Here is an 18,938-nt window from a genome sequence, read left to right on the forward strand (position 1 = left end):
TGAAACGAGCGATTCCCGTCCCCATGCTGTGCGTTCTTGCTCTCCTCTCGGCGATCGCTCCCCTGGCAACCGACATGTACCTGCCGGGCCTACCGACGATGGAGAAGAGCCTCGACACCTCCACCACCAGCGTGCAGCTGACGCTGACCACGTTCATGGCCGGCCTCGGTATCGGCCAGCTCGTGATCGGACCACTGTCCGACGGTCTGGGTCGTCGCAAGCTGCTGATCGGCGGCACCGCCCTGTGCGCCGTGAGCGGCGTGTTGTGCGCGATCGCGCCGAGCATCGGCGTGCTGATCGCCGCGCGTCTGCTGCAGGGTTTCAGTGGCGGCGCCGGAATCGTGTTGGCGCGCGCGGTGATTGCCGACCGCGCCCGCGGCGACGTGGCGGCGCGACTGTTCAGCATCATGATGATCATCGGCGGCGTCGCCCCGGTCGTCGCACCGCTCATGGGCGGCGCCCTGCTCGGCCCGATCGGCTGGCGCGGCATCTTCTGGGTCCTGGCCGGCGCGGCGACCGTGATGTTGATCGGCGTGCTCACCCTCGTGCCCGAGACGCTGCCCGCCGAGCGCCGACACGGCGGCGGGCTGACGGCACTGGTCGGCAATCTCCGCTACGTCGTGACCAATCGGGTGTTCGTCGGCTACGCCTTCACGTTCGCGTTCGGTTTCGGCGCGCTGTTCTCGTACATCTCGGCGTCGCCGTTCGTCGCCGAGCATGTCCTCGGGCTCTCGCCCGGCCAGTTCTCGATCGTGTTCGCGATCAACTCGCTGGGAATCCTGGCGGGCAGCATCGTCAACACGAAGCTGATCGGGACCTTCCAGCCCCGCCAGCTGCTCACGTTCGGGGTGGGCCTGCTCGTGACGTCGGGCGCGCTGCTGACGCTGGCGACCACGATCGGCGGCAGCCGCATCTGGCTCGTGCTGCCCATGATGTTCGGCGTCGTCTCGAGCATCGGATTCATCATGGGCAACGCCACCGCGCTTGCCCAGGGACAGGTGAGCGAGGCGGCCGGCACCGGTTCCGCCCTGATGGGCGCGTGCCAGTTCGGCCTGGCGGCCGTCGTCTCGCCGCTGGTCGGGATCGCCGGAGCCGACACCGCCGTCCCGATGGCGATCGCGATCCTGGCCTCGGGGCTGATCGCCATGACCTCACTGAAGGTCCTGGCCCGCGCCGCCTGAGGCGCGGGCCGGGAGGTTCAGTTCGCGTTCGCCTCGGCCACCGCCAGCTCCGACTTCCACACCCGGAACCCGTCCTCGGTGCGCCCTCGGCGCCAGTATCCGGAGATCGACGCCGAGGCGGCGGGCACTCCTCGCTCCTTACGGATGTACGGGCGCAGGTGGTGCATGACGGTGTCCGCCTCGCCGTGGATGAAGACGTGGACGTCGCCCGGCAGCCACGTCATCTCGCGGACCGCGCCGACCAGCGGGGCGTTGACGCCGGCCATGCCCGACCCGGCAAGGTCCGAGGTCGTTCCGCGGTACAACCACGTGATCTCGACGGCGGGGCCCGCCGACAGCGCGATCCGGTCGCGCTCGTCGGCGACCTCGACGAACACCTTCGCGACCGCGTCGGGGCCGAGCGCCTCGACCGCCGCCGAGATTGCCGGCAGTGCGGACTCGTCACCGGCGATGAGGTGCCAGTCGGCGTCCCGCCGCGGCGCGTACGCGCCGCCGGGCCCGCGCACTGTCACCGACGCGCCCGGCTGCACCGACGCGGCCCACGGACCCGCGACCCCGTCGTCCCCGTGCACGACGAAGTCGATCGCGAGTTCCCGCGCGACGGGATCGACCGAGCGAACGGTGTAGGTCCGCAGGACCGGCGCGTCGGCCGGCCCGAACTCGATCTTGACGTACGAGTCGGTGAACTCGGACGGTTCGAAGGTGTCGAAGCCGGGGCCACCCAGAAACACCCGGACCATGTGCGGCGCGATCCGTTCGGTCCGCACCACCGTCAACGTCGACGTCTTCCGCGCCACGGCAACACTCCTCCACTCACGAGCGACAGTTAGGTAAAGCTAACCATAGCCGGCGAGCGAGGACGACAGTGTCAGCGCCCGTGCGGGCGCGCCATGGTCAGACGCTGGACCCAACCGTGCACCGGCCACGCCTTGAGCCCGGCCCGGTCGGGGGTCACGCGGGTCCCCACGTACTTGGCCTCGAGTTCCGGATCGACCGCACCCGAGAAGCGATACTGCTGCTCACCGGCCGGGCCCACGCCCTCCCAGGTGCTCACCCGGTACACCGCCCGAACGATGTTGTCCGCGAACACGATCACCGGCAGGTCGACGGCATTGCGGGCGGCCGCGCCGGCCCGCCACGGCCCGCGCGAAAGGCCGTACAGATCGTCGGCGGTCAACCCGGCACCGGCCGCGGCCGGAACTCGGACCAGTGCCCCCGGCACCGGCAACTCGGGCGCCGGGAGCGCCGAGTACTGAACCGCCAACTCCTCGACGGACATCGCGCGCTTCTCGAGATCGGCGGGCTCCCCGGCGATGTTCGTCAGCACGGGGTGATCGGGGCGGTGTTCGAGCAGGCGCAGCGCGTCGACCACCACGTGCGCGGCTTCCTTGGCCGCCGAGGCCGCGTCGTGGGCGGCGTCGATCCGGTGGCGCAGCACGATGTGCTCGACCGAGTGCCCGGCGGCGTAGATGTCGCGGATCCGCTGGATCCAGGCGCTGCGGGTCTCGTCCCGATCGGCCTCACCCACGCCCTCGGCGTCGAGGGTCCCGGCCTCCCCGAGCGCGTCCCAGTCGTGCGAGTACACCTTGTTCCCGCGTCCCACACCGACATAGAAGATCGTCCGGTCCCGCGGATCCCGCAGCGCGTAGACGTACAGCCCGAGGTTCTCGACCACGCGCGGCGACAGCGGGTTCGGCGCGGGCTTACGCTCCCTCGGCTCGGCGGTGATCACCCGCATGACGGCCAGACGCAACGCATCCGAGACGACGACGCCACCTGTCGCCGGGGCGTCGAACAGGACCCCCGCCGCATCGCGCACCGACGTGAACGTGCGCCCTGCGTTGAGATGCAGGGAGTTGACCACCGCGGTGAACTCGGCGAGCCGCACCTTGGGATCGCTCACCACGCCACGACCTTCGTCATCGGTGATGAAGTCGCGGATACCCGGCGCGGCCAGCAGCACTCGGGTGATGTCTTCGGGAACGGTCCAGACGGTAGCCATGACGCGACTGTAGGCGATCCAGGCACCGCATGCGGCACGCCTTGCTGACCACCGGACGCAATCGTTTCCGATCGGAAACGATTGGGCGCGGTCAGGTCGATCTCCGCCTGATATCAGGCACGGGGGCGGTTCTTCCGTCACACTCGACTCGTGACCCGATCCGCGGAATCGACGGACGACCGCGCCTCCCGCGCAGCGCGGCTGGTCGGCTACAGCTACCGCATGCCCGACTACTACGAGGTGGGTCGGGAGAAGGTCCGCGAGTACGCGGCGGCGGTGCAGAACGACCACCCTGCGCACTACGACGAGAAGGCTGCGCAGGACCTCGGGTACCCCACCGTGATCGCGCCGCTGACGTTCGTGTCGGTGATGGGGATCCTCGCGCAGAAGTATCTGCTCGAGCAGATCCTCACCGGATTCGACCTGAGTCAGATTCTCCAGACGGATCAAAAGCTCGTGTTTCACCGACCGATACGCGCCGGCGACCGACTGACTTTGGACGTCTCGCTCGATTCATTTCGGCAGACCGCCGGCAGCGACATCATCGTCACCAAGAACGTCGTACGCGACGCGACAGGCGAAACGGTCATCACGACGCTGACCACGTTGGTCGGACGCACGGGTGAGGAGCCCGACGCGGAGCGGATCCGGCGCATCAAGGACGTGATGATGCGCGAGCCGTGAGGGCTCGCACCGATCACCGCGCGCGGAACCACCCCATCTCGTCCGAGCCGACGAAGCCGTCGAGCTCGAGCACCGGCAGGACCGCGCGGACGCGGTCGATCGCCACCCCGGAATCCTCCGAGATCTCCCGAACACCCCGCGTGCCGCGGGCCGGCAGCGCCTCGTACACCGCGGCCGCGTCCCCCACGAGCACGTCGAGCGCCCGGGCGGGCCCGGTGTCGTCGCCGTCGAGTCCGATCGGTCCCGCTTCCTCCGCGACGTCGGCGGCGCTCGCCACCAGCCGTGCCTCGCCCTCCCGGATCATGCGGTGGCATCCCGTGGATGCCGCCGACGTCACCGGCCCCGGCACCGCGAGCACCGGACGTCCCAGGCGACGCCCCCACGTGGCCGTGTTCCGTGCCCCGCTGCGCCACCCCGCCTCGACGACGACCACACCGTCGGACAGCCCGGCCACCAAACGGTTGCGGGCCAGGAACCGATAGCGGGCCGGCGTCGTCCCGGGCGGATACTCGCTGATCACCGCTCCGTCGCGGGCGATCTGCTGGAGCAGCCGCCCGTGCCCGGCCGGGTAGGCGCGGTCGACACCGCACGCCAGGACGGCGACGGTGAGTCCGCCCGTGCCGAGGGCGGCCCGATGCGCGGCGGCGTCGATCCCGAACGCCGCTCCGGACACGATCGTCCACCCGTCCGCCGCGAGATCACCCGCGATCTCCGCGGTGACGTGCTCGCCGTAGGAACTCGCCGCGCGGGTGCCGACGACCGCCATCGACCTCGCGACCAGTTCGTCGACCGGTCGACTGCCCAGCACCCACAGCGCGAGGGGGCCACCGTCGTCGCGACCGTGCCCGAGACCGTCGAAGGCCAGCAGGCGCCACCGCGGCCACTCGTCGTCGTCGGGCGTGACGAGACGCCCGCCCATGGCCCGCAGCAGGTCGAGATCGCGCGCCGAGGTATCGAGGTGCGCCCGCGCCGACGTCCGCCGGTCCAGGAAGCTGGACAGGTCCCGCTCCCGCACGGCGCGCGCGGCCTCCTCCGGCCCCACCGCCGAGACCAACTGAGCCAGCGGCGGACACGAACCCTGCACCACCTTCGACAGGTACGCCCACGCCGACAAACGCGGATCATGTCCGGTCACGGCGCACCCCGATCCCGGAACCCGAGCGCAGTCCCCACCTGGTCGGCGCCCGGGGAACCCAGGCCGGCGAGGTCCGCGAGGGTCCACGCCACCCGGAGCGCCCGATCGGCACCCCGCGCGGTGACGGAGCCTCGACGCAGGGCCTTCTCGAGCGGGCCGAGAGCGTCACGGGAGAGCCGGAACCGTTGCCGCAGAGCCGGACCCGGCACCTCGGCATTGGTACGCCAGCCGTACGGATTCCATCGCTCGGCCGCGGCGGCCCGTGCCGCCGAAACCCTGGCACGCACCTCATCGGTGCTCTCCCCCACCCCATCCATCAGCGCATCGGTCGAGGCGGCGTGCATCCGGATGCGCAGATCCACCCGATCGAGCAGCGGCCCCGACAGACGGCCGAGGTAGCGTCGCCGGGCCGTGGGCGCGCACACGCAGTCGGCCTCCCGCGCGGGTGCGCACGGGCACGGATTGGCGGCGAGGATCAGTTGGAACCGTGCCGGGTACCGAGCCACCCCGTCCCGTCGGGCGATTCGCACCTCTCCGTCCTCGAGCGGTGTGCGCAGCGCCTCGAGCGCCTTGGTGCCCATCTCGGCGCATTCGTCGAGGAAGAGGATTCCCCGGTGCGCCCTGCTGACCGCGCCCGGCTTGGCCATGCCGCTGCCGCCACCGACGAGGGCACTGACCGACGACGTGTGGTGCGGCGCGATGAACGGCGGTTCGGTGATGAGCGGGCGTTCGGACGTGAGGAGCCCGGCCACCGAGTGAATTGCCGTGACCTCCAACGCCTCCGATTCCACCAACGCCGGCAGGACACCCGGCAACCGTTGGGCCAGCATGGTCTTCCCGATCCCCGGCGGGCCCGTCAACATGAGGTGGTGGGCGCCGGCCGCGGCGACCTCGATGGCCCACCGCGCCTCGGGCTGTCCCACGACCTCGCTGAGATCACTTCGCGCCGAGGTGCTCTCGGCGTCGAACGGCGCCGGCGCCGCGAGCTGCCCCTTGCCCTGCAACCACTCTGTGACGGCAGTCAGCCGATCGGCACCGAACACCTCGATCCCGTCGACCAGGCCGGCCTCCGCGAGCGCCGCCATCGGGACCACCACTGCCGACCATCCGGCGTTCTTCGCCGCCAGGACCGCGGGCAGCACGCCCCGCACCGTGCGCAGCCGACCGTCGAGCGCCAATTCCCCCAGCAGCACGGTCTTCTCGAGTCGCGTCCGGGGCACCTGCCTGGCCGCGTCGAGCACCGCGCACGCGAGTGCCAAGTCGTAGACACTCCCGACCTTCGGCAGCGTCGCCGGTGACAACGCGAGCGTCACCCGCGACTCCGGCCACTTCGCACCCGAATTGGTCACCGCCGCCCGCACCCGATCCCGGGACTCTTGCAATGCAGTGTCCGGCAGACCCACCAGGTGCACACCCGGCAGCCCGCGTCCGATGTCGGCTTCGATCTCGACGATCTGTCCTTCGACGCCGGTCACTGCGACCGAATGCGCCCGCCCCAGCGCCATCAGAACACCGCCGTCAGGTGCGTGACCTCGGGCTCACGACTCCGACCGACGAGCACCGACACCACGTCGAACCGGACGTGCGGCCAGTGCCGATCGGACGCGGACAGCCAGCGCTGCGCCAGCATTCGGATCCGGCGCTGCTTGGCGTACGTGACCGCCTCCGCCGGACTGCCGAACCCGAGACCCGACCGGGTCTTCACCTCCACGAACACGACGGTGTCACCGTCGACCGCCACGAGATCGAGTTCGCCGTGACGGCACCGCCTGTTGCGGTCCAGGATCCGCAATCCGGACGCCGTCAGCCACTCGGCCGCGAGTTCCTCCCCCATCGCGCCCAGCGCGAGATTCCGTCCCATCTCAGGCCTCCCCTCAGCCGACGGGACACCCCGCCGCTCGAGGCCACTGTGCCGTCCCGGGTGGGCGCGGCGGCGCGCCCGACCTGCGCCGACAACTACCCCTGTGGATGAGCGGACAGCTGTGGACAACCCCGGCAACCTCGGGCATCTGCCCGTGGAAACACGAAACCGCGCACCACGATTCGTGGTGCGCGGTTCCGGAAGGCTCGTGTCAGCCCAGGCCGCTCTCGGGAAGCCGCAGGTCCGACTTCTCGAGCTCCTCGATGTTGACGTCCTTGAAGGTGATGACTCGCACGTACTTCACGAACCGAGCCGGACGGTACATGTCCCACACCCAGGCGTCGGACATCCGCACCTCGAAGTAGATCTCGCCGTCCGCGCTGTGCGGAATCAACTCCACGGAGTTCGCGAGATAGAACCGGCGCTCGGTCTCCACGACGTACGAGAACTGACCGACGATGTCCCGGTACTCGCGGTACAGCGACAGTTCCATCTCGGTTTCGTACTTCTCGAGATCCTCGGCACTCATCGGCCTCGACGTCCTCCTGCGTTGTTGTGAACATTCATCATCGCGCACCGACCGCCACGGATTCGAACGCCCGACTCGCGGCGGACACGTTCGCGTACGACATCCGATGCTCACGGCTCGGCCCCAGCTCGTACAGCGCTGCCGTGTGCACCGGGGTGCTGTACCCCTTGTGCCCCGCGAAACCGTACCCGGGAAGCTCGTCGTCCAGTGCGATCATCGTCCGATCCCGCGTGACCTTCGCCAGAATGCTCGCCGCGGCGATGCAGGCCGCGGCCGCATCACCGCCGATCACGGGCAGTGACGGCGCCGGCAGACCCGGAACGCGGAACCCGTCGGTGAGCACGTAACCGGGCGCCACCGTCAGGCCTGCGACCGCGCGGCGCATCCCCTCGATGTTCGCCACGTGCACGCCGATGCGGTCGATCTCCTCGGCCGGGATCTCGACCACGCTCCACGCGACCGCGAGTCGTTTGATGACCGGGAACAACTCGTCGCGAGCCTTCTCGGTCAGCTTCTTCGAGTCGTCGAGCCCCGCCAACGCCGCGTGCGGCTTGGGACCGAGCACACATGCGGCCACGACCAACGGTCCCGCACACGCGCCCCGGCCTGCCTCGTCCACACCGGCGACCGGACCGAGCCCGCACCGCAACAGTGCAGACTCCATGGTCCGCAAGCCGGACGCTCTGCGAATGACTGTTCTCGGTGGCCAGGTACTCACTGCTGTTGGATATCGGGAGACGAGATCTTGCCCCAACGCGACGGCGGCAACACGATGAACGTCGCCTTGCCGATCACGTTGTCGATCGGGATGGTGCCTTGTAGTTCGTCGGACACGTGGAACCGCGAATCCGCCGAGTTGCTGCGGTTGTCGCCCATCACCCACACGTTCCCATCGGGAACGGTGACCGGGCCGAAGCAGCGTCCCGATTTGACCGCGGTGGTGCAGGTCTGGACGCCCGGGATGAACGGGAAGTCCATCTTGATGTACGGCTCGTCGAGCGGCTTACCGTCGACCAGGACGCGGCCCTGGTCGTCGCAGCACTCGACGGTCTGCCCGCCGGTCGCGATCACACGCTTCACGAGGTCATTCTCGTCCGGCGGGACAAGTCCCACCAGTGAGCCGAACTCTTCGAAACCTCGGATCACGACGTTCGACGATCGCGTCGACGTGTAACCGGTCGACCACGAGTCCGGGCCCTTGAAGACGATGACGTCGCCGGGCTTGGGATCGCCGAAGCGGTAGCTGATCTTCTCGACCACGATCCGGTCGCCGGTGCAGCCGGGGCAGCCGTGCAGCGTCGGCTCCATCGACTCGGACGGGATGAGGTAGACGCGGGCGATGAAGGTCTGGAGCAGGAAGCTCAGGAGCAGCGCGACGACGATGAGGATCGGTATCTCGCGCCAGAAGGAGCGATGCTTCTTCTCCGTGCCCCGCACGCCCTTCCCCCCGTTGTCGTTCCCTGCGCCGTCGCCGTTGTTCGCATCCGGCGTCACGGCCGGGTCCTGCGGTGCATCTGCCACTGAGACAGATTAGCCCGACACCGCGTGAAAACGGTGCCGGGCCAATCGATCAAGCTCGGAGCGTCGAAGCTCAGCGCTTTTCCTTGATCTTCGCAGCCTTGCCGCGCAGGTCGCGCAGGTAGTACAGCTTGGCGCGACGGACGTCACCGCGGGTGACGACCTCGATCTGGGCCAGGTTGGGGCTGTGGACCGGGAAGGTGCGCTCGACACCGACACCGAACGAGACCTTGCGGACCGTGAAGGTCTCGCGCACGCCGCCGCCCTGGCGGCGGATCACGACGCCCTTGAAGACCTGCACGCGCTCCTTCGAGCCCTCGATAACCTTGACGTGCACGTTCAGGGTGTCACCGGGACGGAACTCCGGGATATCGTCGCGGAGGGACTTGGCGTCCAGAAAGTCCAAGGTGTTCATCGGTTGTTCCATCCTTGCGTTCATCGCAGGAGCAGAGGAACCGAGCGGCTGGTGCTCGACTGGTTCGTGCTCAGATCAGGTTCCGTCACCCTCACCGGGCAACCCGACCATTGTGCCAGACGTCGATCGATGCGTGGAAATCGGCGCCGGCGCGGCGTGTACGGTCCGCTCGAGCTCTTCCTCGGTGGCGGTGAGCGCGTGCTCCACGCTGGGCTTTCCCGCGACGAGGTCCTGCACGTAGATCTTCGCCTGGATCATCGGACGACGGAACCGTTTCTCCCGCTCTACCGCGCGGCGCATCCTGCGGGGCTTCTTCACGTAGCGCCAGCGCGCCCACGGCGCCCCGGGCCGACTGAGCCGGATCGCGCCGACCAGCAGGATCGGGAACACGAACAACCCGACCAGTCCGGTCCAGATCTTGCCCTTGAGGATCACGATTGCCGCCAACCCCAGATTCGCGATCGCGAGCGCCACGATCGCCGCTCGGACCGCGAAGTGCGGATCCTTGCGGAACTCGGTGATGTCGAACAGTTCGAGCGGTTGGAACCCGAGTAGCAGCAGACCGGTCACCGCGAGCGCGACGAAGACCGCGTCGACCGATGCCCGTCCCTGGTCCTCCCAGTAGACGTCCTTGAGATAGAAGATCAACGCGAACTCGTCGAGCACGAGCGCCGCGCCGATCCCGAAGAACAAGGCCAGCACCGCGCCGGTGGCCTGCGTCGCCGTCTCGTAGACCGCGATCAACGCGACCCCGGACGCGAACATCGTGACCACCCCGAAGACGACGTGGTGGATGTGCTGGCCACCGGGTGTGATGTTGCCGGGCCACCAGCGCACCTCGGCGCGGATCATCCGGACGCTGACGCGGATGAACAGGAACGCGAGCAGGAATCCGATCAGGAAGAAGAGCAGTGGGAGGCGCCCGTTCGCGATGATCTCGCGATCGAGCCACTCGCGCATCAGGAACGATCCGGGCCGCGGACGATGCAGCGGAAGCCGATGTGGCAGGTGGACGTCTCCTCCGTCTCCCCCTGCCGCGCCGCGGGCCGGTACCGCAGGCAGTAGTTGGGTGCGCACAGGTGCGATCCGCCCTTGATGACTCGCCGCGCGTACACCTCGCCGTCGCGGGCCTCACCGACCTCGACACGCGGGTTACGAGGGATGCAGCACGACGACGTCGGCGCCACGTTTTTCCCGGAGGCGCTGTGGTCGGCGGTGTGGAAGTCTGATGTCCACTCCCACACGTTGCCGGCCATGTCCGCCAAGCCGTAGCCGTTGGGCCGGTAGCTCCCGATCGGCGAGGTTCCGACGAACCCGTCGTCGACGAGGTTCTGCCACGGGAACTGGCCCTGCCACGTGTTGGCCTGATGCTTGCCGCCGGGGGTGAAGTCGTCGCCCCAGACGTAGGTCTTGCGGTCCAGGCCACCGCGGGCCGCGAACTCCCACTCGGCCTCGGTCGCCAGTTCCTTACCCGCCCACGCCGCGTACGCGAGCGCGTCGGCGTACGAGACATGGGTGACGGGGTGCCGGTCGCGGCCGCCGACATTGCTGCCGGGCCCCTCGGGGTGCCGCCAGTCCGCGCCGGGCACCCACGACCACCACTGCTGGTAGTCGTCGAGGGAGACCGGATGGTCGGGCGGGGTGAAGACCAGCGATCCGGGAACCAGCAGCGACGGGTCCGCGCCGGGGTAGTCCGCGGGGTCGGGCGCGGTCTCGGCGGTCGTGACGTGCCCGGTGTCCTTCACGAACCGGCGGAACTCGGCGACCGTCACCTGGTGGGTGTCCATCCAGAAGCCGTCGACGGTCACCTGGTGGACCGGGCGCTCCTCGGGATAGAAGTCCTCCGACCCCATCCAGAACGTGCCACCGGGGACCCACACCATGTTCTTCGGCGCACGGGACGAGTTGCGGTGCACGGACGCGATCGACTGCATGGATCCTGAGTGTTCCACCCGCCGCACCGCCGCGAAAGCAGGAGCCGTGCCCGGCGTTTCACCCGAATCGGGTGGGGACGGAGACCCGGCGGTCCCGGCAACATGCGTTCCATGGGTACAGCAATCGGGGACGTGCTCCCCCTCGCGATCGGCGTCGCAGTCAGCCCGATCCCGATCATCGCGACGATCCTCATGCTGCTCACACCGCGGGCCGGGAGCACCGCGACGGCGTTCCTCGCCGGGTGGGTGCTGGGGATCGCCGTCGCCTACGCGATCTTCGTCGTCGTCGGCAGCGCCATCGATCTGTCTGCCAATTCGGACGGTAACGCCGTCACCGCGACCATTCGCCTGGTGCTCGGTCTGCTGATGCTCGGCCTGGCCGCCAAACAGTGGCGCGGCCGACCGGCTCCGGGCGAGGAGCCGACGATGCCGGCGTGGCTGTCGGCGATGGACCAGGTCACGCCCGTGAAGGCCGTCGTGCTCGGGTTCGCCCTGTCGGCGGTGAACCCCAAGAACCTGTTGATGATCGTCGGGGCCGCGGTCGCGGTCTCGCAGCTCGCCCTCAGCGCCGGGTCGATCGTCGTCGTGGGAATCGTGTTCACCGTGCTCGCGGCGAGCACCGTCGCCGTGCCGGTCATCGGCTACTTCACGATGCGCGAGCGGGCCACGTCGTGGCTGAAGGGGCTCAAGACCTGGCTGACCGCGAACAACGCCGCGGTGATGTCGGTGCTGTTGCTGGTGATCGGCGTGTCGCTGATCGGCAAGGGCATCGGCGGCTACTGAGAGCCACCATCAGCCACCGAGCGACCTCGACCGACGCCGACGGGCGCCCCGGAACCGGGACGCCCGTCGGACGGGTCACTTCCCGAAGCCCGCCTTGCGGAGCGCGTCGGCCATGGATCCGCCCGCGGGACGCGCATCGGACCGTCGGTCCCGGCCCTGCCCGCCCTGCCGCTGACCGCCCTGGCCCTGCCCGCCCTGCCGCTGACCGCCCTGGCGCTGTCCGCCCTGCCGCTGACCGCCGCCCTGGCCGTTCGGCCGGGGTCCGCGTCCGCCCTGTCCGCCCTTCGGGCTCGCGCCGGCGCCGACCTCGTCGTCCAGGCGCAGCGTGAGCCCGATCCGCTGACGGTCGACGTCGACCTCGAGCACCTTGACCTTGACGACGTCGCCGGACTTGACGACCTCGCGCGGGTCGCTGACGAAGGTGCGCGACATCGCCGACACGTGCACCAGGCCGTCCTGGTGCACACCCACGTCGACGAAGGCGCCGAACGCCGCGACATTGGTGACGACGCCCTCGAGCACCATGCCGGGCTTCAGGTGCGCGACCTTCTCGATGCCGGCCGCGAACGTCGCTGTCTTGAACTCCGGTCGCGGGTCACGCCCCGGCTTGTCCAGCTCGGCGATGATGTCGGTGACCGTCGGCAGGCCGAACTTCTCGTCGACGAAGTCGGCCGGCCTCACCTTCTGCAGGACGGCGGTGTTGCCGATCAGCTCACCCACCCCCGCCCCGGAGGACTGCACGATCCGGCGCACCACCGGGTAGGCCTCGGGGTGCACGGCGGACGCGTCGAGCGGATCGTCGCCGTTCGGGATGCGCAGGAAGCCGGCGCACTGCTCGAACGCCTTCGGCCCGAGCCGCGGTACGTCCTTGAGTCCCTTGCGGCTGCGGAACGGGCCGTTCTGGTCGCGGTGCGCGACGATGCTCTCGGCGAGCGAGCCGGCGATGCCCGACACTCGCGACAGCAGCGGCACCGACGCGGTGTTGACGTCCACGCCGACCGCGTTGACGGCGTCCTCGACGACCGCGCCGAGCGAGCGCGCGAGCATCGTTTCGGACACGTCGTGCTGGTACTGGCCGACACCGATCGACTTGGGGTCGATCTTCACCAGCTCGGCGAGCGGATCCTGCAGGCGGCGCGCGATCGAGACGGCGCCGCGGATCGAGACGTCGAGGTCGGGCAGCTCCTGCGACGCGTAGGCCGATGCCGAGTACACCGACGCCCCGGCCTCGGACACCATGACCTTCGTCAGCCCCGCCTCGGGGAACTTCGAGATCAGTTCGGTGGCCAGCGCGTCCGTCTCGCGGGACGCGGTGCCGTTCCCGATGGCGACGAGCTCGACGCCGTGCTTGGCGGCGAGGGCGGCGAGCGTCGCGAGCGACTGGTCCCACTTGTTGTGCGGCTGGTGCGGGTAGATCGTGTCGTGCGCGACGACCTTGCCGGTGGCGTCGACGACCGCGACCTTGGTACCGGTGCGGAAGCCCGGGTCCAGGCCCATCGTGGCGCGGGTGCCTGCGGGCGCCGCGAGCAGCAGGTCCTTGAGGTTGGCCGCGAACACGTCGACGGCGTCCTTCTCCGCCGACTGGCGCAGCCGCATCCGGGTGTCGATGCCGAGCGTGATGAGCATCTTGGTCTTCCACGCCCAGCGGACGGTGTCGAGCAGCCAGCGGTCGGCCGGACGGCCGCGGTCCGCGATGTCGAACCGGTTCGCGATCCGGCCCTCGTACACGCTGGTCTGGCCCAGTTCCAGCGGCTCGCGGTCGGATGCCAGGGTCAGCGACAGCACCTCTTCCTTCTCCCCGCGGAACATCGCGAGGATCCGGTGCGACGGCAGCTTCTCGAACGGCTCGGAGAACTCGAAGTAGTCCGCGAACTTGGCGCCCTCGGCCTCTTTGCCCTTGCGGACCGCCGACTCGACCTGGCCGCGGGTCCACATCAGCTCGCGCAGCTCGCCGACCAGGTCGGCGTCCTCGGCGAACCGTTCGACGAGGATCGCGCGGGCGCCGTCGAGCTGCTCGGCGTCGTATCCGGCGGGGTCGACGGTGGGATCACCGATCAGCGCGTCCGCGACCGGTTCGTGGCCGGCCTCACGCGCGATCTGGGCCTTGGTGCGCCGCTTCGGCTTGTACGGCAGGTAGATGTCCTCGAGCCGAGCCTTCGTCTCGGCCAGCATGATCTGCTGCTCGAGCTGCGCGTCGAGCTTGTCCTGCGAGCGGATCGACTCGAGCACCGCGACGCGCCGCTCGTCGAGCTCACGCAGGTAACGCAGCCGCTCCTCGAGCTGACGCAGCTGAGCGTCGTCGAGGGCGCCCGTGACCTCCTTGCGGTAGCGGGCGATGAACGGGACCGTGGCGCCGCCGTCCAGGAGGTCGACGGCCGCGGCGACCTGCCCCTCCCGTACGTCGAGCTCGTCGGCGATGCGCTGGTTCACGGATTTGAGAGCAGTCGTCACGGCGAACGACCCTACCGCTACCCTGTCCGGGGCGTCGGTAATGAGGACGGCGAACGATGTGGTGGAGGATCCAGTGGCGGGACGAGTACGACGCCTCGCCGGCGTGTGCCTCGCCATCGCCGCGATCACTGCCTGCGCGACGCCGTTCGACGACGGGACCACGCCCGACAGCCGACACGCGAACAGGGCCGACAGCGCGACGGTCGAGACCGCGCCGCTCACTCTCGAGGGGCGGATCACCCAGTCCGTCGTGGACGCCGCCGACCGCGGCGCGGACGTCACCATCGCGCTGCTCGACCGACGTGACGGACACTACGAATCGTTCGCGGACGCGACGCCGTTCGCGACCGCGTCGGTCGCGAAACTGTTCATCGCGGACGACCTCTTCTACCGCGAGGCGACCGCGGAACTCGCCCTGGGCGGCGACGAGCACGCCCTCGTGGCGCGGATGCTCGAGTACTCCGACGACGACGCCGCCAACCAGCTGTGGGACCAGTACGGCACCTCGGACATGATCGTCGACGTGGTGTCTCGGTACGGGCTACTGGACACGTCGGTTCCGTACGACGACCACTGGTGGAACACCATGACGACCGGACGGGACCTCGTCGACTACTACTCGGCGGTGCTCGACGGCCGCGGCGGCCTCGACGCGGCACACCGCGACGAGATGATGACCTACCTGCGCGCATCCAGCCCGACCGCCGCGGACGGCTACGACCAGAGCTTCGGGATCCCCGCGGGCCTGCCCGACGAGACGGAGATCGCCGTCAAGCAAGGCTGGATGTGCTGTATCGACGACCGGTGGACACACCTGTCGACCGGCGTGATCGGACCCGACGACCGCTACGTGCTGGTGCTCGTCTCCCGCGAAAACCTCGACTACGGCGACAGTGACGCCGAATACCCGGACACCTCGCTCACCGCGGCCGTCGACGACGTCAGCGCGGCGCACGCCCGCGAGACGATCACCGACGTCGTGCGAACGGTGTTCCCGCAGAAGCGAATCGACTAGAGCCTGCCTTCTCCTTCATACGGCGTCTGATGCGTCGAGCCCGGTCGGCAGGCCTGTGTCGTAGAGCGAAAGCACGTCGGTCGTGCCACGAAGCGCGTCGACGACGCAGCGGGCCGGCGAGACGAACACCTTCGGGTAGTCGACCTCACTGAACGACGGATCGACCCTCCAGGCAAGCCTTTCCACATCGAGCGAGAATTCCGCGTGGATACCCGGCTTGTTGCCGCGTGGATCCTGGCGATGCCAGTCTCCTTCGAGATGGATCGCGACCAACCCATGCAGTACGTGGCCGTCGTTGTGCACGAGGCGCTGGTAGCAGAGGCCGGTCGGGATACCCTCGGATCGCAAGAGCGCAGCCAGCAGGTGCGACTTTGCGTAGCACAGCCCTACGCGCTCTGCGAGAACGTCGTTCGCAGTCAGTGTCGCGCGGGCGTCCTGGACGTCGTACGAATGACCGACGCGGTCGCGGACCCACTCGAACGCAGCCTTGGCGAACGGCACGTCTCCACCTGCTCGCTCGCGCAGCCGACGCGCCAGCAGCCGGACAGTCGGCGACTGCGCCTGGATGATCCCGTCGTCTCCGAGATAGGTATCCGGGGCAGCCGCTTCCAGCGTTAGGTCGGTGTTCGCCATACCCGGAACCCTAGAGCGAGTCGTCTACTGGCGCACCGACATTTCCACACGGGAGGCAGTCTCCGGCTCGCCCGCGCTAGCTACGCCCGGCGCCCACCAGGTCGTCGGCGGCGATGACCTCCCGCGCGGCCCGCTCCCCCGACCGCACCGCCCCGTCGATCCACCCACACATCACGGCGGAACTCTCGGTGCCCGCCCAGTGGATGCGGCCACAGGGCGCGCGCAGCGCCGGCCCGAATTCGGTGAGCACCCCGGTCGGCGCGTGGCTGAGCATGCCGCCGCCGGAGTACCGCTCGGCGCTCCAGTCCTGCTCGACGACATCGATCGGCGCCGCCGCCGCGCTGCCGAATCGTTCGGTGAGCGCTGCGACGACGGCGGTCCGGCGCTCCGGCGCCGTCAACCGGCCGAGTTCGCGGGCACCCGGCCCCTCCACGATCACGCACAGCACACCCGGGCTCACTGCATCGGTGCCGGCGTCGATCGTGACCATCGCCGCCGATCCGGGTGCGGCCGACTGACCGGACAGCCCGTCCGCGCGCCAGAACGGCTCGTCGTACAGCACCGAGATCTTGCGGATCGCGCCGCTCGGCGTCCGCTGGTGCAGGAACGTCCGATCGACCGGCAGCAGCGGCTCGTAGCGGATCTGCGCGGCGACCGCGAGCGGCACCGTGACGATCACCCGCCGGGCACGGACCGTCAGCTGATCGGTCTTGACGGTGACGCCCCCGTCGTCCTGCACGATCGTGCGCACCGGCTGCGACAGGTGGACGGATCGGCCGAGCTCGGCCGCCATCGGTCGGTAGATCGCCCCCATCCCGCCGACCGGACGCGAATCCTGCGCCGCGTCCTTGACTCCCAGCACGAAGCCCGGTCCGCCGCCGGACGCCATCTGGTACAGCACGAACAGGAACGACACCTCGGACGCGGCCGACGTGTAGCAACCGGCGATCGCCATCTCGAGCAGTTCGTGTGCGGGCTTGGAGTGCACGTTGTCGTCGAGCCACTTCGCGAGGGTGATCCGATCCCACTCGGCGGCCCGCTTCGCCTCCCACGGCGCGTCCAGCGGGATCGACTTGCACAGTTCCCCGAGTTCGAGGAACACCGTACCCAGGTTCGCGACGGCCCACGGGCTCATCGTCATCGGGATCGTGCCCTGGTAGCGGTACCTCTTGCCGTCGACCATCATCATCGCGTCGCCGTCGGTGTACTGCTTGTAGCTCGGCACTCCGAACTCGGTCATCAGCGCATGGATCCGGTCCTGGCCGGGACCGATCCAGGCGCCGCCGCGGTCGATCCACACGCCGTCGTCGCGGGTTTCGGTGAAGGTGCGGCCGCCGAGCCGGTCACGGGCCTCGAGCACGGTGACGGAGCGGCCCGCCTGTTTCAGTCGCAGAGCGGCGGTCAGCCCCGCGAACCCGGCCCCCACGACGCAGTAGTCGACATCGGTCATCACAGGTCACCTCGAGTTCCTGCCTACTCGGGCGACCCGCGCGGGGTCAAAGGTCGGTGCGAACCGATCAGGAAAGGAGATCCGGCCGACGCTCGGCCGTGCGTTGGAGCGACTGCGCCCGCCGCCAGGCCGCGACCTTCGCGTGATCACCGGACAGCAGCACCGGCGGGACGTCGAGTCCGCGCCAACTGACCGGGCGCGTGTAGCTGGGCCCCTCGAGGAGACCGTCGGAGAACGAATCCTCCTGGTGGGACTGTTGATTGCCGAGCACACCCGGCAGGAGACGGACGACGGCCTCGACCATGACGAGCACCGCGGCCTCGCCGCCGATCAGCACGTAGTCGCCGATGGACACCTCTTCGACTCGCACCCGGCGGGACGCGTCCTCGAAGACCCGCTGGTCGATGCCCTCGTAGCGGCCGCACGCGAAGACCAGGTGCTTCTCCTCGGCCCAGCGGTGCGCGGTGGCCTGGGTGAACGGCACACCCGCGGGAGTGGGGACGACCAGGAGGGCCTCGGAATCGGGGTCACCGTTGTCGTCGGTGAGAACCTCGTCGAGCGCGTCGCCCCACACCGTGGGCTTCATGACCATGCCCGGCCCACCGCCGTACGGGGAATCGTCGACGGCCTTGTGGACGTCGTGGGTCCAGCGGCGCAGATCGTGGACGCCGACGGAGATGAGTCCCTTGTCGATCGCCTTGCCGAGCAGTGCGGCCCGGAGCGGCTCGAGGTACTCGGGGAAGATCGTGACTACGTCGAGACGCACGGTGGTTCGGTCACTCCTCGTTGGAGCTGTCCCCGAAATTCGGATCCAGCAAGCCTTCCGGCGGGTCGATCTCGATGACGCCGTCGGCGACGGACACGGTCGGCACGATCGCCGTCACGAACGGCACCAGAACCTCGCCCGACGTCTGCCCCTCCGGTCGGATGGACAGCAATTCTCCTGCGGCGGAATGCAATACCTCGATCACGGTGCCGACCGGGTCGCCGGCGTCGGGGCGGCCGGCCGCCATCCGCACGGCCAGGCCCTCGAGCTCGTGATCGTAGAACTCGTCCGGATCGTCGGACGGAGCGAGATCGGCGGTGTCGATGAGGAACAACATGCCGCGCATGCCGTCCGCGGTGGTGCGGTCGGTGACACCGCGCAGGCGCAGCAGAAGCCGCCCGGAATGCTCCCGGGCGGCTTCCACCACGAACGTGTGCAGCTTGTTCTCGCGCGGCTTGCGGCCCCGCAGCTCGGTACCGACGGCGAAGCGCTCCTCGGGTTCGTCGGTGCGAACCTCGACGACCAGCTCTCCCTTGATGCCGTGCGACTTGGCGATGCGGCCTACGACGAGTTCCACTGCG

20 protein-coding genes are annotated in these 18,938 nt (G+C 69.3%); 4 read left to right on the forward strand and 16 right to left on the reverse strand.

Annotation, left to right across the window (positions count from 1 at the left end):
- The first annotated feature begins 23 nt into the window (after nucleotides 1–23).
- Entirely contained in the window at nucleotides 24–1,181 is a 1,158-nt protein-coding gene (locus ABI214_RS04890; RefSeq protein ID WP_348611275.1) for a multidrug effflux MFS transporter, read from the forward strand.
- Nucleotides 1,182–1,198: 17 nt separating this feature from the next.
- On the opposite strand, the gene ABI214_RS04895 is transcribed toward ABI214_RS04890, so the two are convergent.
- Nucleotides 1,199–1,978 (reverse strand): siderophore-interacting protein, encoded by a 780-nt coding sequence (locus ABI214_RS04895; protein ID WP_348606684.1) that lies wholly within the window; start codon nucleotides 1,976–1,978, stop codon nucleotides 1,199–1,201.
- Between the two features lie 71 nt (nucleotides 1,979–2,049).
- Nucleotides 2,050–3,183: a GIY-YIG nuclease family protein gene (locus ABI214_RS04900; RefSeq protein WP_348606686.1), complete on the reverse strand. Its 1,134-nt coding sequence runs from the start codon at nucleotides 3,181–3,183 to the stop codon at nucleotides 2,050–2,052.
- A gap of 150 nt (nucleotides 3,184–3,333) precedes the next feature.
- Here ABI214_RS04900 and hadA point away from each other — a divergent pair, with 150 nt between their 5' ends.
- On the forward strand, nucleotides 3,334–3,867 hold the full coding sequence (gene hadA, locus ABI214_RS04905; RefSeq protein ID WP_348606688.1) for a (3R)-hydroxyacyl-ACP dehydratase subunit HadA: 534 nt from the start codon (nucleotides 3,334–3,336) through the stop codon (nucleotides 3,865–3,867).
- A gap of 13 nt (nucleotides 3,868–3,880) precedes the next feature.
- On the opposite strand, the gene dprA is transcribed toward hadA, so the two are convergent.
- From dprA to ABI214_RS04950, 9 genes are all read right to left on the reverse strand, one after another.
- The gene (gene dprA, locus ABI214_RS04910) at nucleotides 3,881–5,002 is read right to left on the reverse strand and encodes a DNA-processing protein DprA (protein WP_348606690.1); all 1,122 of its coding nucleotides are present in this window, start codon (nucleotides 5,000–5,002) and stop codon (nucleotides 3,881–3,883) included.
- The gene (locus ABI214_RS04915; RefSeq protein ID WP_348606692.1) at nucleotides 4,999–6,507 is read right to left on the reverse strand and encodes a YifB family Mg chelatase-like AAA ATPase; all 1,509 of its coding nucleotides are present in this window, start codon (nucleotides 6,505–6,507) and stop codon (nucleotides 4,999–5,001) included. The genes dprA and ABI214_RS04915 overlap by 4 nt, the downstream gene beginning before the upstream one ends.
- A complete protein-coding gene (locus tag ABI214_RS04920; protein WP_348606693.1) occupies nucleotides 6,507–6,863 on the reverse strand; it encodes a YraN family protein in 357 nt (118 codons plus the stop codon). Before ABI214_RS04920 ends, ABI214_RS04915 begins: the two co-directional genes overlap by 1 nt.
- A 211-nt stretch (nucleotides 6,864–7,074) precedes the next feature.
- Entirely contained in the window at nucleotides 7,075–7,392 is a 318-nt protein-coding gene (locus ABI214_RS04925) for a DUF2469 domain-containing protein (protein ID WP_280761046.1), read from the reverse strand.
- 37 nt (nucleotides 7,393–7,429) lie between these two features.
- Complete coding sequence (locus tag ABI214_RS04930) at nucleotides 7,430–8,110, reverse strand: ribonuclease HII (protein ID WP_348606696.1); 681 nt, start codon at nucleotides 8,108–8,110, stop codon at nucleotides 7,430–7,432.
- A complete protein-coding gene (gene lepB, locus ABI214_RS04935; protein ID WP_348611278.1) occupies nucleotides 8,107–8,829 on the reverse strand; it encodes a signal peptidase I in 723 nt (240 codons plus the stop codon). Before lepB ends, ABI214_RS04930 begins: the two co-directional genes overlap by 4 nt.
- A gap of 154 nt (nucleotides 8,830–8,983) precedes the next feature.
- Nucleotides 8,984–9,325, reverse strand: a complete 342-nt coding sequence (gene rplS / locus ABI214_RS04940) for a 50S ribosomal protein L19 (protein WP_137797915.1) — start codon at nucleotides 9,323–9,325, stop codon at nucleotides 8,984–8,986.
- A 75-nt stretch (nucleotides 9,326–9,400) separates the two neighbouring features.
- A complete protein-coding gene (locus tag ABI214_RS04945) occupies nucleotides 9,401–10,285 on the reverse strand; it encodes a hypothetical protein (protein ID WP_348606697.1) in 885 nt (294 codons plus the stop codon).
- On the reverse strand, nucleotides 10,285–11,208 hold the full coding sequence (locus tag ABI214_RS04950) for a formylglycine-generating enzyme family protein (RefSeq protein WP_348611281.1): 924 nt from the start codon (nucleotides 11,206–11,208) through the stop codon (nucleotides 10,285–10,287). Before ABI214_RS04950 ends, ABI214_RS04945 begins: the two co-directional genes overlap by 1 nt.
- Before the next feature lie 162 nt (nucleotides 11,209–11,370).
- Here ABI214_RS04950 and ABI214_RS04955 point away from each other — a divergent pair, with 162 nt between their 5' ends.
- Nucleotides 11,371–12,042 (forward strand): GAP family protein, encoded by a 672-nt coding sequence (locus ABI214_RS04955; RefSeq protein ID WP_348606698.1) that lies wholly within the window; start codon nucleotides 11,371–11,373, stop codon nucleotides 12,040–12,042.
- A 75-nt stretch (nucleotides 12,043–12,117) separates the two neighbouring features.
- On the opposite strand, the gene ABI214_RS04960 is transcribed toward ABI214_RS04955, so the two are convergent.
- Nucleotides 12,118–14,493 carry a Tex family protein gene (locus ABI214_RS04960; protein ID WP_348606699.1) on the reverse strand — a complete coding sequence of 792 codons (2,376 nt, stop codon included), beginning with the start codon at nucleotides 14,491–14,493 and terminating at the stop codon, nucleotides 12,118–12,120.
- Nucleotides 14,494–14,566: 73 nt separating this feature from the next.
- On the opposite strand from ABI214_RS04960, the gene ABI214_RS04965 reads away from it, so the two are divergent.
- The gene (locus tag ABI214_RS04965; RefSeq protein ID WP_348606701.1) at nucleotides 14,567–15,508 is read left to right on the forward strand and encodes a serine hydrolase; all 942 of its coding nucleotides are present in this window, start codon (nucleotides 14,567–14,569) and stop codon (nucleotides 15,506–15,508) included.
- Nucleotides 15,509–15,523: 15 nt separating this feature from the next.
- Here ABI214_RS04965 and ABI214_RS04970 read toward each other — a convergent pair whose 3' ends face one another.
- The 4 genes from ABI214_RS04970 to rimM form a co-directional block, all read right to left on the reverse strand.
- Nucleotides 15,524–16,141 (reverse strand): transglutaminase-like domain-containing protein, encoded by a 618-nt coding sequence (locus ABI214_RS04970; protein WP_348606703.1) that lies wholly within the window; start codon nucleotides 16,139–16,141, stop codon nucleotides 15,524–15,526.
- A 76-nt stretch (nucleotides 16,142–16,217) separates the two neighbouring features.
- Nucleotides 16,218–17,591, reverse strand: a complete 1,374-nt coding sequence (locus ABI214_RS04975; protein ID WP_348606705.1) for a flavin monoamine oxidase family protein — start codon at nucleotides 17,589–17,591, stop codon at nucleotides 16,218–16,220.
- A gap of 67 nt (nucleotides 17,592–17,658) precedes the next feature.
- Nucleotides 17,659–18,357: a tRNA (guanosine(37)-N1)-methyltransferase TrmD gene (gene trmD, locus ABI214_RS04980; protein WP_348606707.1), complete on the reverse strand. Its 699-nt coding sequence runs from the start codon at nucleotides 18,355–18,357 to the stop codon at nucleotides 17,659–17,661.
- 10 nt (nucleotides 18,358–18,367) lie between these two features.
- Nucleotides 18,368–18,934: a ribosome maturation factor RimM gene (rimM, locus tag ABI214_RS04985; protein WP_348606709.1), complete on the reverse strand. Its 567-nt coding sequence runs from the start codon at nucleotides 18,932–18,934 to the stop codon at nucleotides 18,368–18,370.
- Between the last annotated feature and the right edge of the window lie 4 nt (nucleotides 18,935–18,938).

This window comes from Prescottella soli, from assembly GCF_040024445.1.
In the GTDB taxonomy this organism is placed as follows: Bacteria; Actinomycetota; Actinomycetes; order Mycobacteriales; family Mycobacteriaceae; genus Prescottella; species Prescottella soli.

Bases quoted from the DNA above. Each gene is read 5' to 3' on its own strand.
- ABI214_RS04890 (WP_348611275.1), top strand. From the start codon at position 24: ATGCTGTGCGTTCTTGCTCTCCTCTCGGCGATCGCTCCCCTGGCAACC.
- ABI214_RS04900 (WP_348606686.1), bottom strand. From the start codon at position 3,183: ATGGCTACCGTCTGGACCGTTCCCGAAGACATCACCCGAGTGCTGCTG.
- ABI214_RS04915 (WP_348606692.1), bottom strand. From the start codon at position 6,507: ATGGCGCTGGGGCGGGCGCATTCGGTCGCAGTGACCGGCGTCGAAGGA.
- ABI214_RS04920 (WP_348606693.1), bottom strand. From the start codon at position 6,863: ATGGGACGGAATCTCGCGCTGGGCGCGATGGGGGAGGAACTCGCGGCC.
- ABI214_RS04925 (WP_280761046.1), bottom strand. From the start codon at position 7,392: ATGAGTGCCGAGGATCTCGAGAAGTACGAAACCGAGATGGAACTGTCG.
- rplS (WP_137797915.1), bottom strand. From the start codon at position 9,325: ATGAACACCTTGGACTTTCTGGACGCCAAGTCCCTCCGCGACGATATC.
- ABI214_RS04945 (WP_348606697.1), bottom strand. From the start codon at position 10,285: ATGCGCGAGTGGCTCGATCGCGAGATCATCGCGAACGGGCGCCTCCCA.
- ABI214_RS04950 (WP_348611281.1), bottom strand. From the start codon at position 11,208: ATGGTGTGGGTCCCCGGTGGCACGTTCTGGATGGGGTCGGAGGACTTC.
- ABI214_RS04955 (WP_348606698.1), top strand. From the start codon at position 11,371: ATGGGTACAGCAATCGGGGACGTGCTCCCCCTCGCGATCGGCGTCGCA.
- ABI214_RS04970 (WP_348606703.1), bottom strand. From the start codon at position 16,141: ATGGCGAACACCGACCTAACGCTGGAAGCGGCTGCCCCGGATACCTAT.
- ABI214_RS04975 (WP_348606705.1), bottom strand. From the start codon at position 17,591: ATGACCGATGTCGACTACTGCGTCGTGGGGGCCGGGTTCGCGGGGCTG.